Genomic DNA, 15,850 nt, shown 5'->3' with positions numbered 1-15,850 from the left:
ATTAGTCTACGTATCAACGCTGAATATGATTATAGCTGTCTAAATTTTCTTTATTTAGGCAGCTTTTTTTAATTACCTGGTAGTTTAAGATTAACCAATAAAGTTTCAGAAAAATGTCAACTTAAAAAATATCGTTTTAAGCCCTTTTTTTCAAAAACACCTTCCGCTCGCTCCATACCACCACAGCCGTAAAGCTCACAAATGCCAAAATGGCAACGATTATATTTCCGCGAAAGCGATAAAAACTCACAAAACTTAAACCTATGGCTAATCCTAAATACAATCCAATTTTTCGATAATCGTATGGAATCGGATAGTACTTCTGGCCTAAAGCATACGACACCAACATCATACTGCCGTACGCGCCCAAAGTTGCAATTGCCGAGCCTGTGTAGCTGTATAGCGGAATTAACCAAAAGTTAAGCGCGAGCGTCACAGCAGCGCCAATTAGCGAAATGTATGCGGCAAAGATGGTTTTGTCGGTAAGCTTATACCAAATCGATAGGTTGGTGTATATACCCAAACAAAAGTTAGCGAGTACAATTAGTGGAACAATCTTCATGGCTTCCCAATACTTCGCGTTTGGAATCATGAACAGTTTCAAAACGTCGGCAAAAACAATCACGCCAACTAAGATTATGGCTCCTGCTGCCACGAAAAAGCGGGTAATTTCGGCGTAAGTTTGTGGGGCATTTTCATTTTGCGCATGGTTAAAGAAAAACGGTTCAATACCTAAAGTATAAGCCGTCCGAAACAGCACCATAAACAGCCCTAATTTGTAACAGGCCGAATAAACACCAACTTCATGATCGGCAACCGATTCAGGAAGCAGCTTACTGAGCAAAATCTTGTCGAACTGGTCGTTAATCGCAAACGCAATTCCCGAAATTAAAATCGGCCAACTATACTGCAGCATCTTTTTCCATAGCTGGGTATCAAATTGGTATTTCGTTTTCCAATAGTCGGATGATAGCACTACAAACGTAGCTGCGCTCGCAATTAAATTCGACACAAAAATGTAAAATACTTCGCTGTTTGGCATGTACAAACCAGCAAAGAAATTATGGTGCGCCAGTGCTGGTAACAGCAATAAAAAGAACAGATTAAGCAGTAAATTTAGAACAACGTTTCCGATTTTCACTACGGCAAAAAAGCCCGGACGTTGCGAAGCGCGTAAACTGCTAAAAGGAACTAAAACCAAAGCATCGAATACCATTATGGCAATCGCTAAGTACACTTGCGTCAGCGAAACTTCCATAAAACTCGATAAAAACGATGCTTGTATCGCGGCGAATACACCAAATAAGGTTGTCGAGAAAAGTATTGAGTAAAGCGCCGTCGATTTTACACGTTCCACATCGGGTTCGCGATTAACAAAACGGAAAAAGGCAGTTTCAAAACCGTACGAGAGTACTACATTGAAGAAAATCATGTACGCAAATAGCTTGGTCACTACACCGTAATCGGCTTCATCGAGCAAATCGGTGTACAGCGGCACCAAAAAAAAGCTGAGCATACGCGGCACAACGGTCGCCAGACCATAAACTGCCGTTTGCTTAAATAGTTTGCGATATAAACTCACTTTTTTTTGTTTTTGGGCAAATGCCGCTCCGTTCCTACGCGCCACCGCGCTTTCGGCTTTACTCCTCACGTACTGCGTTTCACTTCGTACGTTGCGGGGTACCGCCTCTATCGCTTTTGCGGCAATCGTTACCACACAAGCAAACCAGAACGTATCTACGCTTATTCTACCGTAACCGACTTCGCTAAATTTCGAGGCTGATCAACGTTACAACCGCGCAATACCGCAATATGGTACGACAACAACTGCAACGGAATGGTAGTAATTAGCGGAGATAAAGCATCTGAGGTATCCGGAACTTCAATCACGTAATCGGCTAACTCGCGAACTTGAACATCGCCTTTGGTAACAATTGCGATGATTTTTCCGCTGCGCGATTTAATTTCTTGAATATTCGAAACCACTTTATCGTAATGTCCTTGTTTGGGCGCAATTACAATTACAGGCATGTGCTCGTCGATCAAAGCAATCGGACCGTGTTTCATTTCTGCAGCCGGATATCCTTCTGCGTGTATGTAACTGATTTCTTTTAACTTCAATGCTCCTTCTAGCGCTACCGGGAAGTTGTATCCGCGTCCTAAGTACAAACAATTCGACGACTTTTGGAAAACTTTTCCAATAGCTTCGGCGGCATCGTTGGTTAATAGGGCATCTTGTACTTTTTCCGGAATAAGCTCTAACTCTTGTAAATAGCGGTGGTAATCAGAGTTTGATAAGGTTCCTTTTGCTTTCGCTAAACGTAGAGCAATCATGGTAAGAACCGTAATTTGGGTGGTAAATGCTTTTGTCGAAGCCACTCCAATTTCCGGTCCGGCATGCGTATAAGCGCCGGCGTGTGTTTCTCTCGAAATAGACGAACCAACCACATTACAAACACCGAATACAAATGCGCCACGTTCTTTAGCCAACTTTATGGCTGCTAAAGTATCGGCAGTTTCGCCCGATTGCGAAATCGCAATAAGCACATCATTTTTATTGATTATCGGATTTCGATATCTGAACTCCGAAGCGTATTCAACCTCGACAGGAATTCGTGCAAACTCTTCAATGACATATTCGGCAACCAAACCGGCGTGCCAGCTGGTTCCGCAAGCAACAATTAAAATACGCTCGGCGTTGAGAAAACGCTCTAAGTTATCTTCAATTCCTGCCATTTTAATCAACCCTTGATTAGCCAACAAACGTCCGCGGTACGTATCTTTAATAACCGATGGTTGCTCATAGATCTCTTTCAACATAAAGTGATCGTAACCGCCTTTTTCAATCTGCTCCAAATTCATTTGAAGTTCTTGTACGTAAGGGTCTACCAACGCATCATCTTTAATTTTACGAATGCGCAAAGGTTTGTGTAAACGCACAATCGCCATTTCTTCATCTTCCAGATAAATGGCATTTGAGGTATATTCTATAAAGGGAGAAGCATCGGAAGCGATAAAAAATTCGTCGGTTCCAATACCAATAGCCAAAGGTGATCCCAAACGCGCTGCGATGATTTCATCCGGCTTTTTAGTGTCGAAAACGCAAATGGCATATGCTCCAACAACTTGGTTTAGTGCTATTTGCACCGCTTTTCCAAGCTTGCACTTTTCGTTTTTCTGTACCTCTTCAATTAAATTAACCAATACTTCTGTATCGGTATCTGAAGAAAAAGTATATCCGCGTTTAATCAACTCCTTTTTTAACGGCTCGTAATTTTCGATAATTCCGTTGTGGATGATTGCAAGTTCGCCACTGTTTGATAAATGTGGGTGTGAGTTCACATCGTTTGGTACACCGTGCGTTGCCCAACGTGTATGCCCCATTCCTATGGTTCCTGTTTGCGACATTGATTTGGATTTTTCTTCCAAATCGCTCACTTTACCTTTTGTTTTGCTCACCTTTAAATCAAAGCCGTCGAAGAGCATTACCCCGGCACTATCGTATCCGCGGTATTCTAGTCTTTTAAGTCCTTTAATTACAACAGGAAATGCTTCTCTTTGTCCGATATAACCTACAATTCCACACATAATTTATTCTTTTGGTTTGGTGTAATAGATTTCAAGTTTTAATCGTCGCGATGCGTCTACAGCTGTGCTGGATCCATACAAAACCGTTCCGAACGGATTTAAAACGGATGCGACAGGTATCTTTGAAAACAAATTGTTGTTTGCTTGTCCTGGTTTCACTTGGGCAAAACGAATGTCGTTAATAGCTTCGGTTACTACAAGTCCGAGACGAACATTTTTACTTTCACGATTCTTCAATAAATTAGAGATGTGTTTCGTAATTCGAATTTTGTAGCGAAGTCCTTTGCCGTTTATCTCTTCAAGGAACCCCCCAAAAGTTGGTTTGTTGAATTTAGGGAAGCCGCTTGGGCCTGGATCTACAGTTTTGTAATCTCCAATTACCGTTTGATTGGTCAAATCATACAAGAAAACACGTCGCGGCTCTATGCTTTCTGACATTAGTTCTTGATCGACATAGAACGTTAAATTAGCTTCGTTAATTAACCAATTATTGTTTTCTACTTCATTTCGAAGCGCCTCCAATTCAGCTGAATCTCCTTCGTTTTCGTTGGTCCTTCCAAACAAATCTATAACTGCAACAGAGCCTTCTCCTCCTTTAACGTACAAACGTTCGTCGCCCGCTGTATTATTCACGTTAGCAGGATTGATTGCTGCCGCATAGTTTGCACTGTATGTCTGCTCAAAGAGATTTAACCTATTTCCAGTGAGGTTCAAAACCAGTTCTTTCTGAACGCGGGTTATCGTTGTATTTCCATCTACTGTAGTCGACTTATCTTCGGTGTAATATAAGGTAATATTTCCAGCAGTAAAATTTAGATTCCCTAAACAATTTCCAGATTGCTGTTCTACTTGGAAATATATTCCACGGAAGTAATTTTTAAAGGCAAGATTTCCTTCTAAAGAGGCAACAGGAGCGTCGATAATTTTCTTTTTAAAGAAGTTTTTGTTTAACGAAACTCTCAAACGCGGTGTTTTACGGTTTACAATATCTTCGCCCTCATCGTTTGGTTTCGTTAAGACAACTTCTGCGGGATTAAAGAAAAACTGGTCGTTTTCTTGCGTGTTAGTCGAATTATTTAGCCTCGGACCATTAAAAACCGCAGTTCCGTCTTCTAGAGCACCTTTTTTGTAGCTTTCGAAAGTCTGTTTTTGATCGTTATAAAGCCTTATACGATCTTGTAAATTCGAATCTGGAGATGGGTCTAAATCAGGAATAAAATACCCCGATTCATATATGTTTAGTTTTAAGCGCCCGTTTTGTGAAGTAGTAACACTATCTAATTCATAGGTGGAAGCACCATCAACAGTGTTTATTCGTCTGCTGAAATACGGAATTTCCATAAACACGCTATCTATAACCACATTTGTTGAGAATTCCGGAGAAACAGTAGCTAATTCAACTTGCGAGACAAAATGCGCTGTTGTACTACCAAATACCGGATTGTTGTAATATCCCAACGAATTAACATTGATGTCTGTCGTTATGCTGGCTAAGTTGTTTGACTGGACTGCTCCTGTAGCTTGATTGTATGCTACTACGGAAAGCTGACCATCGTATCGCGTGAAATCAAAATGATTGTCGCCAATTACATCACTTTCCAAATCTATAAAGTCTTTGTCGCAGGCGTAAAGGCTCAATAGTGCGATTATACCGATTAATATCCCGCTGACGTTTCTTAAATTCATAAAAAATTTTTCTTTAGAGAACTTGATTTTTGTAGAAGTTCGTATACTCTTCTGCAAATTTTTCTTTTCCTGTGAAAGGTAGAAAGGGTTTTTGAGCAGCGTGTATATATTTTGTTAATTCGTCTGAAAGATTTTCTGAACCTATAACCACCGCGTCAGAATGATCGATCGCTGCCAACATAATATTAGTATATGACGGTGATTTTAATACATTGATAGCTTCTTCGGGAATCTGATCGAATTGCATTTTTGCAGATAGGTCGGCAGCTAAAGTACCGTCAAAAGACTGGCTGTAAATTGAAGTAACCACCTTAGTATCTGCAAACAAAGCATCATTTTTATAATAGTGCTTCATGTACACAGGTAGTAGCGACGCCAACCAGCCGTGGACATGAATAATGTCTGGAACCCAGTTGAGCTTTTTCACAGTTTCGATTACACCTTTGGCAAAGAAAATAGCGCGCTCATCGTTGTCTGGGAATAAATTCCCTTCCTCGTCAGCAAACGTCGCCTTTCTCTTAAAATACTCGTCGTTATCAATAAAATATACTTGAATACGTTCCTTGGGTATCGATGCTACTTTTATGATCAATGGCATGTCTAAATCATTGACAACCAAATTCATTCCCGACAATCGGATAACTTCGTGCAATTGATGCCTACGCTCGTTAATATTTCCATACCTCGGCATGAAAATTCTAATCTGCCCACCTAGGTCGTTGATCATTTTCGGAAGGTCATATGAAGTCGAAGACACCTCATTTTCTGCCAAATAAGGCACTACTTCTGACGACACAAATAAGATTCGTTTATCTTCCATAAAGGTCAAACTTCTGCTATTTAGAATAAAAAACACGCAAAAGTACAAATAACCAATGAGATATTGCCTAAAATCTTAAGTTTGCACCCAATTTCAGAAACAGCTGCATGCAGGTTTTTACCACAAAATCGGACTTACAACCCGTACTTGAGAAGCTTCGTGAGACTCAAAAATCAATTGGTTTTGTGCCTACAATGGGTGCTTTGCACGACGGACACCTTTCTTTGGTACAGCAAAGTATAGAGCAAACTGATTTTACCGTGGTGAGCATCTTTGTTAATCCTACGCAATTCAATAATGCTGCCGACCTAACCAACTACCCACGTACGCTCGACCGCGATCTGCAAAAGCTCTCAAGCTTAAATGCCAGTAACATTCTCGTTTACGCACCCGAGACCAACGATGTTTACGGCTCGGCCATCACTTCAGTTGATTTCGAATTCGGTGGTTTAGAACACCAAATGGAAGGAAAATTTAGACCCGGTCACTTTAATGGCGTTGGAACTATCGTTAAATTTCTATTCGAATTAATTCAACCACAAATTGCTTTTTTTGGAGAGAAAGATTTTCAACAAGCTCTTATCGTATCGAAATTGGCTGAAATGCTCGAAACAGGACCAACGATAGAAATTGTACCCATTTTTCGAGAAGCAAACGGATTAGCCATGAGCAGCCGAAACGAGCGACTAACTGTCGAACAGCGCGAAAAAGCTGGTCTGATTTTTGAAAGCCTATCTCAGGCAAAAGTTCTCTTTAAAACCGAGTCGTTTGATCGAATTAAAGAAACCGTACAAAGCATATTTTCTAATCATCCGCTTTTTCAACTCGAGTATTTTGAAATCGCCGATGCCCAAACTCTCGAACCAGCAGCAGTTCTTGAGCCAAACAGAAAGTACCGCGCTTTTATTGCGGTCTTTGCCGATGATGTCCGACTTATTGATACCATTTCCTTAAATTAATTACCTTTGCACCATGCAAATTCAAGTTGTAAAAAGTAAAATTCATCGCGTTTCAGTTACCGGTGCCGATTTGAACTACATTGGTAGTATAACCATAGACGAGGCGTTGATGGACGCCGCAAACATCATTGAGGGCGAGAAAGTTTCCATTGTAAACATCAATAATGGTGAACGTTTGGAAACTTATGCTATAAAAGGCATTCGAAATAGTGGCGAAATCACGCTGAATGGCCCGGCAGCTCGAAAGGTTCAAAAAGGAGATATTATCATTATTATTTCCTACGGAATCTTAACCATCGAAGAGGCAAAAGCATTTAAGCCAGCGCTTGTTTTCCCTGACGAAACAAACAATTCACTTCGTTGATATTTTGAAAATTCCGATTAAAAAATTCCTGTCAATTACGCTTCCAATAGCGCTTGGACTCTTTTTAATCATCTACAAATACAATGAGTTTTCGGCAGCCCAAATAGCCGAAATGAAAGGGTATTTTCAACAAGCCGACTACCTGTATATTTATCTTTCGCTGTTCATCGCCTTGTTTGGCTATATTTCAAGAGCTTACAGATGGAAATACCCATTACAACATTTAGGTTATAATCCCCGTTTTTCGAATAAGTTGTTCGCGGTTTGTATCGCTTACATGGTGAATTTAAGTGTTCCGCGAAGTGGTGAAATTTCACGGGCAGTAGTTCTTAAAAAGTACGAAAACATTCCGTTTGATCAAGGATTTGGAACTATAGTCGCAGAACGAATTGTCGACCTTTTCATCTTTGCAGGCTTCTTTTTTGTTGCCCTCATTTTTCAAATAAATGTAGTAAGCGATTTCCTTACCAAACACATTCCGGTTGATCAATTATTGATTTTAGCGGTAGTTGGAATAGTACTCGCAGCAATTTTTATGTTGGTATGGATGTACTCTAAACTCGGAATCATTTTAAAAGCCAAGGAAAAACTGGCTGGATTAACTGCCGGAATGAAAAGCATTTACACCATGCCTCATAAATGGGCGTTTTTAGCGCATTCTATTTTTATATGGTTTACGTATTTGGCCATGTTTTACGTCACAATTTTTGCGCTACCCGAAACGGCAAATATTAGTTTTGGGGCAGTAGTAACGGCTTTTGTTGTCGGTAGTATCGCTATCGGATTCACTAACAGTGGCTTCGGCGCCTATCCCATTCTTATTGCAGAAATTCTGCTTTTATATCAGGTTCCCGAAACTGCGGGATTAGCTTTTGGTTGGATTGTGTGGATTTCTCAAACCATTTTAATGATTGCTTTAGGTGGGATATCATTTTTGCTACTGCCTTTATTTAATCGACGTTAACGAACCTTTCATCTGATTATTCACTAGTAGAATTGCTTTATTTTCAACGTGCATTCCTTTTTTAGTATTTTAGTCGGATTATTGTGAACTTTAGGTAAATAGTGCGCGTATGAGGTCACTTGTTTTTTTTATAGCTCTTTTTTGCTGCCTTTCGGCGACAGCACAGCGTCCGCGTGACACCATTTTTTCAGCTAAACTAAATGCTGATCGAACGTTTACAGTATCGTTACCGCTTTCATACGGTCAGACAAAAGATAAAAAGTATCCCTTATTATTGCTGCTCGACGGCGAATACCTATTTGATATATTCGACGGAAATTTTGCGTTCGGGAATTATTGGGATGATCTTCCCGAAGTAATTATTGTTGGAATAGATCAGAATAAAGAGAATCAGCGTGAAGCTGACTGTATGATGAATCAAGAAGGTTTACCCGAAGAAACGGGTGCCGCATTTTTTGAATTTATAGGTGCCGAGCTCCTTCCTGCGCTCGAAAAGCAATACCGCCTCTCGCCATTTAGAATCATCGCAGGGCACAATATTACTGCTGGTTTTATGAACCTTTTCCTCTATAAAGAAGATCCGTTGTTTAGCGGATACATTTCTATGGGAGCCGAGTTTGGCGAACAAATGATGGAGCGAATTCCGGTTATGCTAAAAACAGCTAAAAAACCGATTTTTTACTACCACTCAAGTGCCGATGGTGACCTGAAGCACAACCTAAAAGGTATTCAAACACTCGATGGCAACATAAAAACTATTCTAAATTCTAATATCAATTACCGATACGACGAATTTAAAGGCGCATCGCATTACAGTTTGGTTGCCTATTCTGTGCCAAATGCCATTTATCACATCTTTTCAAGTTATCAACCTATTAGCAAAACCGAGTTCGATGAAAAACTCGTAAAGCTCGAAAGCGGCTATGTAGATTATCTCGTCAAAAAATACGAAACCATAAATAAAGCATATGGCGCTAAAATGGCCATTCGAATTACCGATTTCAAAGCTGTTGAAGCTGCAATTTTAAAGAATAAAGCTTACGCAGAATTTGAAAAACTGGCCGCCTTGTCACGAAAAGCTTACCCAAAATCGATGTTAAGCGCGTATCATATGGGTATGTTTTATGAAAAAACAGGCGATTTTAAAAAAGCACTTAAAGCCTACCAAGCTGGTTTTTCCCTCGATGCAATTGGTGACTTGACCAAAGATTTTATTGTTGAAAAGGTTGAGGAAATGAAGCAAGGGGCAAGTGCTAAAAAAGCTGCCGCTGCTGAACCAGAACCAACACCAACCGAAACCACTGAACCAGCAAAAGAAGAGCAACCTGCAACCGAAAAACCCTAATGGCAAAGACAAAAACAGCTTTTTTTTGTCAGAATTGTGGTGCGCAATATGTAAAATGGCAAGGACAGTGCACCGCTTGTAAGTCGTGGAATACTTTGGTCGAAGAACGCATAGCCACGCCCGAAGCACCTGCTTGGAAACCCGCGGCAGACAAGAAAGTAACCGTTGATAAACCGGTACTCGTTTCCGAAGTTATTGCGCAAGATGTATATCGATTAAATACCGGCGATCAAGAGCTTAATCGGGTTCTAGGCGGAGGCTTAGTACCCGGATCATTAACTCTGTTAGGCGGTGAACCCGGAATTGGGAAAAGTACCTTACTACTACAAATAGCCTTGCGTTTACCTTACAAAACGCTTTACGTTTCGGGCGAAGAAAGTAAACAACAAATAAAAATGCGCGCCGAACGTATTGGTACGGATTATCAAAATTGTTACCTGCTTTCGCAAACGCAAACGCAGGAAATCTTTGAGCAAATCAAAGTACTGCAACCCGATATCGTTATCATCGACTCGATTCAAACGCTACAAACCGAAGTACTCGATTCGGCGCCAGGAAGTGTCGGACAAATTCGAGAAACTACCGCAGAACTGATTCGATTTGCCAAAGAATCGAACACACCAGTACTTTTAATCGGACATATCACTAAAGACGGAACCATAGCTGGGCCAAAAATCTTGGAACACATGGTTGATACGGTTTTGCAATTCGAAGGCGACAGGCATCATATTTACCGAATTCTACGCGCCTTGAAAAATCGTTTTGGCTCGACCGCAGAGCTGGGCATTTACGAAATGATTGGCAGTGGCATGCGCGAAGTTACCAACCCAAGCGAACTTTTACTTTCGCACCGCGACGACGCACTGTCTGGAACTGCTGTTGCATGCGCTTTAGAAGGTATGCGCCCAATAATGATCGAGGTACAAAGTTTAGTAAGTACCGCGGTTTACGGAACGCCACAACGCAGCACAACAGGCTATAACGCTAAACGGTTGAACATGATTTTAGCGGTATTGGAAAAACGATCTGGCTTTAAACTTGGCGCAAAAGATGTGTTCTTAAACATAACCGGCGGTTTAACGCTTGAAGATCCAGCGATCGACCTGGCAGTAGTTGCCGCTGTTTTATCGTCTAACGACGACATTCCGCTACCAAAAAACGTTTGTTTTGCAGGCGAAGTTGGTCTTTCTGGAGAAATCAGACCGGTGAGTAGGTTGGAACAACGTGTTCAAGAAGCTTCCAAACTTGGATTTAGTACAATATTTGTATCTTCACACAGCAAGATCAGCGCAACACACGCCGGAACAGAAATTGTTCGGGTCGGAAAAATTGAAGACCTGGCAACGGCATTATTTGGCTGATAGCGTTATTGTTATGAAAATCTCGAAAAAATTTATATACCGATCGCTGTTGGTATTTTTAGCCGTATGTCTCATTATAGTGGGCTGTATTTTCGCGTTCCGACAGCAAATTCTCGATAAAGTTATTGCGAAAGCCAAGCAAAAATGCCAGACAGAATACCAAGCCGAGCTTCATTTAAAAGCGGCGACATTCACGGGCTTGACAACCGTTGAAGTTTCCGAATTTTCGATTGTTCCGATGGGAAAAGACACCTTAATTTCGGTAGATCGTGTGGAGGCAAAAGCCGCGCTATTTCCCTTATTCTTAGGAAATTTACAACTCGACTTTTTGCATTTAAAGAAAGGAAAGCTGCAACTAATTACTACGGCAACGGGCAGCAATTTCGAAACGTTTTTAAAAAGCAAAAACGAGGTTTCCAGCGTTGAAAGTAGCTCGGACTCCGATGTGAATTATGCGCGTAAGCTCGACAAACTCAGTACGGTTTTTTTAAATCTCATTCCTACGCAATTAAACCTCTCGAATTTTCAAGTAATTGTAAACGATAAAGGAAAACAAGCCTTAATTAATGTTCGCACTCTTGCGATCGACGATGAAGAATTGCAGTCGGAAATTGCCGTAAAAACCAATACGTTCGAGCAAATCTGGACGATTAGTGGCGAAGCTGATCCGCGCGACCGAAAAGCCGACCTAGTTTTTACAACTTCCGATCCTGCCGGCGTGAAACTTCCGTATTTCGATGAGCGATTTCAGTTGCAGTCGTCGTTTAAAAGTGCACGACTACAAATCGAAGACATCGACACGGAAGAGGGTAACTTTTACATTCAAGGCTATTCGGAATTGGTGGGTTTACGGGTAAATCAGCCAAAAATTGCAGTCGATACGGTGTACATTCCGAAATTAAACAGTTCGTACAAATTTGTGGTAGGACCTAAGTTTGTAGCGATCGACAGCAGTACAACAGCCAAGATAAACAACATTAGTTTTAAACCGTATGTAAAATTAGATTTTGAAACGGATACCATTTTCGACATGAAAGTTTCGATTCCGAAAATGCAGGCACAAGCGTTCTTGAATTCGCTGCCTGTAGCGCTGTTTCCGAATACGGTGGGCATGAAAGCCAGTGGGAATTTCGCGTATAAACTCAATTTCCACTTCAATAAAAACAATTTAAAAGACGTGGTTTTTGAGAGCAATCTCGACCGCGAGAACCTAAAAATCATCAGTTACGGCAAAGCGGATATTCCGAAGATTAACGGCGTTTTTGCTTACAGTGCTATAGAAAACGGGAAGCGCCAGCGCGAGATTATTGTTGGTCCGGAAAATCCGAATTTTACGACTTTAGCTGAAATTGCGCCGGAGTTGAAAAGCGCGGTCCTAACCTCCGAAGATCCTTCGTTTTTCTCGCACAAAGGATTTGTTACTGAGGCCTTTAAACAATCGATTGTAAAGAACTTTAAGACCAAGAAGTTTTCTCGAGGCGGGAGCACCATAAGTATGCAATTAGTTAAAAATGTGTTTCTTACACGTCAGAAAACGCTTGCGCGGAAGTTGGAAGAGATTTTGCTGGTGTATATTTTAGAGAACAACCGCATTGTTTCGAAAAGCAGAATGCTGGAAGTGTATTTTAATATTATTGAATGGGGGCCGAATGTGTACGGAATTGGCGAAGCGAGTAGGTTTTACTTTCAGAAATCGCCTGCGAATTTGACGGTCGATGAATGCATCTTTTTGGCGGGAATTATTCCGAGTCCGAAGAAGTTTAATTGGCAATTTAATAGCCAAGGCGAATTGAAACCGTACGTTCGAAAACAGCACGAGTTTATTAAATCGCTGATGATACGTCGGGGGTTGTATCGCAGTGCCGACAGTTTAGGCGGTTACGGTGGTATTCGAATTAGCGGACCGGCGTCGGGTTATATAAAAATTGCCAAAGAAGTTGATTCGACGGCAGTTGATAGTTTAGAAATAGAAGAATTTGAATTTTAAGTCAGTTTATTTGCAGCGATACGTCTAGCACGCTGCTGCGTTAGGTGGTGCAGCGAAAAGCCCGTAAAAAACCAAAACCAAGCAAATAAAAAAAGCCGCAGCGACCTAAGAAGCTGCGGCTTTTTTTTGGATAGCTGTTTTAGGTTTGAAACGTTAACTGAAACGTTTGCTGTTTAAAACAACTTGATTTGCTGGTTTTGGTTTTGCGGACTTGCAGCGAAAACACCGACCGCCGCCTATTCCTCTCGTCTAGTGGCGAATGTTCGCTGCGGCGGGAACGCCCAAAAAATCAAAAACAATTAAAACTCGTTTAGCGCCTTACTGATTTCGTCGAGTTTTGGCGTTAAAATAATTTCTATACGGCGGTTTTTCGACTTACCCTCAGCGGTTTCGTTGCTGGCAACAGGCGCATACTCGCCGCGTCCGGCAGCTGTAAGGTTTTGCTTGTTGATGTTCTTGTTTTCGCCGAGAATATTCACGATAGCCGTTGCGCGCTTGGTAGATAAATCCCAGTTGTTTTCGATTTGTCCGACAGCGCCGGCAAATTTATCGGTATCGGTATGACCTTCGATAAGCACGCTGATATCCGGATTGGCGGCCAAAACTTTGCCAAGTTCGACAACTGCCTTTTTACCTTCGGCGTTTACGGTCCAGCTTCCGGTTTGGAAAAGCAGTTTGTTTTCCATGGAAACGTACACTTTTCCGTCGCGTTGCTCCACGGTTAAACCCTTGCCTTCGAAGGCGTTTAAAGCTTTTGAAAGCGATTCGCGCAGGCGTTTCATGTTGTTTTCTTTAGCCGAGATCAGTTGTTCGAGTTCGGCCACGCGCGCCGAGCGTTCTTCGAAATCGGCTTTCAGTTTATTTAGTCGTTCTTGTTCGGCAGCTAGTGCTTTTTCTTTGGCTTCTAACTTAGCCAACAGAGCTCGGTTTTGCTCGAGATTCGACTTCAAAACCTCGTCGCTATTTTTTTCGAGAGCTGAATAGGAAGCTTGTAAGTTTTTGAGATTGGCGTTGGCCGCGCTTAAATCGGCCGCAAGTTTGTCGCGTTCGGCTTTCAATTTCTCCAATTCGGTTTGTTTTGAAGCTAAATCCTGATCGGCTTTATTTTTAGCTTCGGTAAGTTTTTCAAGATCGTCTTGAGTTTTGCGTTGTTCTTTTTTGAGTTCGGCGTACTTGTTTTCGAGGTCGGTGTACACTTTTTTCGACACGCAGCTCGAGCAGAGTGCAAGAATTAGAAATCCGGTTAAAATGGGTCTTTTCATAAATCGTGTTTGTGAAATAGTAGAATCGCTTTCGCGGAAATTAATTTAAGATTCGTAAAGATACGGGACAGTGGTCGCTGTGCACGGCGTCGGGATGAATTTGTGCTCCGAGCAGTTTGTTTTCGAGATTCTCGGTTGCGAGTAAATAATCGATACGCCAACCTTTGTTATTTACCCGGGCGTTGGCGCGGTAGCTCCACCACGAGTAGTTATGGGGTTCTTTCACGAAATGCCGGAAGGTATCGATGAAGCCTGTTTTGAGAAAGCCGTCGAGCCAGGCACGTTCTTCGGGCAAGAATCCAGAAACCGTTGCATTTCGAATGGGATCGTGAATATCGATTGCTTGATGGCAAATGTTGTAATCGCCGCCGATAATTAAGTTCGGGATTTCGATTCGCAAATTGCTAATGTAGTTTTGAAACAATCGCATGTATTCGAACTTATGATCGAGACGATCGGTGTTGGTTCCCGAAGGTAAATACAGGCTCATCACAGAAAAGCCGTTAAAATCGGCACGGATATTTCGCCCTTCATCGTCCATGTGTGCAATTCCAGTTCCTTTAACGACTTGTAAAGGTTCGTGTTTGCTGATAATTCCTACGCCGCTGTAGCCTTTTTTTTGAGCGGGAAAGAAATAGCAGTATTTATAGCCAATTTGTTGGAAGGCTTCTATGGGAATTTGGTCTTCGGTGGCTTTTATTTCTTGGAAACACACAATATCGGCTTCAGACTGCTGTAACCAATCGAGCAAACCTTTGGTTATTGCGGCGCGGATGCCGTTTACATTGTAGGAAACTATTTTCATTTTATCGGGTTAACGTTTCAAATGTATTAAATTCGAATGAGTCGGCACGATACTCTGAAATGGGTTCTTGTTAAACTTCTCAAAAAAAAGGGCTTTATAAGATATGGTGTAATTACAGAGCTTGATCGTGAGTTTGTTGGCAGAATATGCGTTCGAAGTAGCTTATAAAAGTGCCAGCCTAATCATTATTTTCTATATTTGTTCGGAACAAATGAAACTATAATGGGGCTGGTTACTGCCAAAGAAGTTGCAAAAGCTATAAAGACGGATAAGTACGGTTTTTTAGGTACTTTTTCGGGCTGGTTGCTTATGAAAACACTGCAAATCAGCAGACTTAATGCTATTTACGACCGCAACAAGCATTTAAAAGACGTTGCTTTTTTAAATGCCATTTTAGATCAGTTAGAGATAAAATTCGACATTCCTGACGAAGATTTGAAGCGCATACCTAAAGAAGGAGCGTATGTTACGATTAGTAATCATCCGCTTGGAGGTGTCGACGGCATTTTGTTGTTGAAGCTTATGCTGGAACGCGAGCCGAATTTTAAGATCATTGCCAACTTTTTATTGCACCGCATTGAGCCGTTAAAGCCGTTTATAATGCCGGTGAATCCGTTTGAGAATCATAAAGACGCGAAGTCGAGTGTAGTTGGTTTGAAGGAAACGCTTCGTCATTTAAGCGATGGCAAACCTTTGGGCATGTTCCCAG

Annotated in this window: 12 protein-coding genes and 1 pseudogene; 7 read left to right on the top strand and 6 right to left on the bottom strand. The window is 41.5% G+C overall.

Annotated features, from left to right (window positions below; genetic code table 11):
• Nucleotides 1-136: 136 nt before the first annotated feature.
• The 4 genes from ACOVQQ_RS02235 to ACOVQQ_RS02220 all read right to left on the bottom strand — a co-directional run bounded on the left by ACOVQQ_RS02235 (nucleotide 137) and on the right by ACOVQQ_RS02220 (nucleotide 6,094).
• Nucleotides 137-1,582, bottom strand: a complete 1,446-nt coding sequence (locus tag ACOVQQ_RS02235) for an oligosaccharide flippase family protein (RefSeq protein WP_421816748.1) — start codon at nucleotides 1,580-1,582, stop codon at nucleotides 137-139.
• A 161-nt stretch (nucleotides 1,583-1,743) separates the two neighbouring features.
• Nucleotides 1,744-3,588, bottom strand: coding sequence for a glutamine--fructose-6-phosphate transaminase (isomerizing) (glmS, locus tag ACOVQQ_RS02230; RefSeq protein ID WP_421816747.1), 1,845 nt, complete (start codon nucleotides 3,586-3,588; stop codon nucleotides 1,744-1,746).
• Nucleotides 3,589-3,591: 3 nt separating this feature from the next.
• Complete coding sequence (locus ACOVQQ_RS02225; RefSeq protein ID WP_421816746.1) at nucleotides 3,592-5,274, bottom strand: DUF4270 domain-containing protein; 1,683 nt, start codon at nucleotides 5,272-5,274, stop codon at nucleotides 3,592-3,594.
• Between the two features lie 13 nt (nucleotides 5,275-5,287).
• Nucleotides 5,288-6,094 carry a glycogen/starch synthase gene (locus ACOVQQ_RS02220; protein ID WP_421816745.1) on the bottom strand — a complete coding sequence of 269 codons (807 nt, stop codon included), beginning with the start codon at nucleotides 6,092-6,094 and terminating at the stop codon, nucleotides 5,288-5,290.
• A gap of 107 nt (nucleotides 6,095-6,201) precedes the next feature.
• Between ACOVQQ_RS02220 and panC the strand changes: the two genes are divergently transcribed.
• The 6 genes from panC (at nucleotide 6,202) to ACOVQQ_RS02190 (ending at nucleotide 13,074) form a co-directional block, all read left to right on the top strand.
• Entirely contained in the window at nucleotides 6,202-7,053 is an 852-nt protein-coding gene (panC, locus tag ACOVQQ_RS02215; RefSeq protein WP_421816744.1) for a pantoate--beta-alanine ligase, read from the top strand.
• A 13-nt stretch (nucleotides 7,054-7,066) separates the two neighbouring features.
• Nucleotides 7,067-7,417: an aspartate 1-decarboxylase gene (panD, locus tag ACOVQQ_RS02210; protein WP_298148189.1), complete on the top strand. Its 351-nt coding sequence runs from the start codon at nucleotides 7,067-7,069 to the stop codon at nucleotides 7,415-7,417.
• Nucleotides 7,380-8,381, top strand: coding sequence for a lysylphosphatidylglycerol synthase transmembrane domain-containing protein (locus ACOVQQ_RS02205; protein WP_421816743.1), 1,002 nt, complete (start codon nucleotides 7,380-7,382; stop codon nucleotides 8,379-8,381). The genes panD and ACOVQQ_RS02205 overlap by 38 nt, the downstream gene beginning before the upstream one ends.
• A gap of 109 nt (nucleotides 8,382-8,490) precedes the next feature.
• Nucleotides 8,491-9,726 carry an alpha/beta hydrolase gene (locus tag ACOVQQ_RS02200; RefSeq protein WP_421816742.1) on the top strand — a complete coding sequence of 412 codons (1,236 nt, stop codon included), beginning with the start codon at nucleotides 8,491-8,493 and terminating at the stop codon, nucleotides 9,724-9,726.
• Nucleotides 9,726-11,087 carry a DNA repair protein RadA gene (radA, locus tag ACOVQQ_RS02195; protein WP_421816741.1) on the top strand — a complete coding sequence of 454 codons (1,362 nt, stop codon included), beginning with the start codon at nucleotides 9,726-9,728 and terminating at the stop codon, nucleotides 11,085-11,087. The genes ACOVQQ_RS02200 and radA overlap by 1 nt, the downstream gene beginning before the upstream one ends.
• 13 nt (nucleotides 11,088-11,100) lie before the next feature.
• Entirely contained in the window at nucleotides 11,101-13,074 is a 1,974-nt protein-coding gene (locus tag ACOVQQ_RS02190) for a transglycosylase domain-containing protein (RefSeq protein WP_421816740.1), read from the top strand.
• A 299-nt stretch (nucleotides 13,075-13,373) separates the two neighbouring features.
• On the opposite strand, the gene ACOVQQ_RS02185 is transcribed toward ACOVQQ_RS02190, so the two are convergent.
• On the bottom strand, nucleotides 13,374-14,336 hold the full coding sequence (locus tag ACOVQQ_RS02185) for an OmpA family protein (protein ID WP_421816739.1): 963 nt from the start codon (nucleotides 14,334-14,336) through the stop codon (nucleotides 13,374-13,376).
• A 40-nt stretch (nucleotides 14,337-14,376) separates the two neighbouring features.
• Nucleotides 14,377-15,141, bottom strand: a complete 765-nt coding sequence (locus ACOVQQ_RS02180) for an exodeoxyribonuclease III (protein ID WP_421816738.1) — start codon at nucleotides 15,139-15,141, stop codon at nucleotides 14,377-14,379.
• 222 nt (nucleotides 15,142-15,363) lie between these two features.
• On the opposite strand from ACOVQQ_RS02180, the pseudogene ACOVQQ_RS02175 reads away from it, so the two are divergent.
• Nucleotides 15,364-15,850 (top strand): annotated as a pseudogene (locus ACOVQQ_RS02175) (GNAT family N-acetyltransferase); the annotation flags it as partial.

This window comes from Flavobacterium sp. (genome assembly GCF_049240005.1).
In the GTDB taxonomy this organism is placed as follows: domain Bacteria; phylum Bacteroidota; class Bacteroidia; order Flavobacteriales; family Flavobacteriaceae; genus Flavobacterium.
The sequence above is the reverse complement of the archived record's forward strand: the minus strand, read 5'-3'. Positions and strand labels throughout refer to the sequence as shown.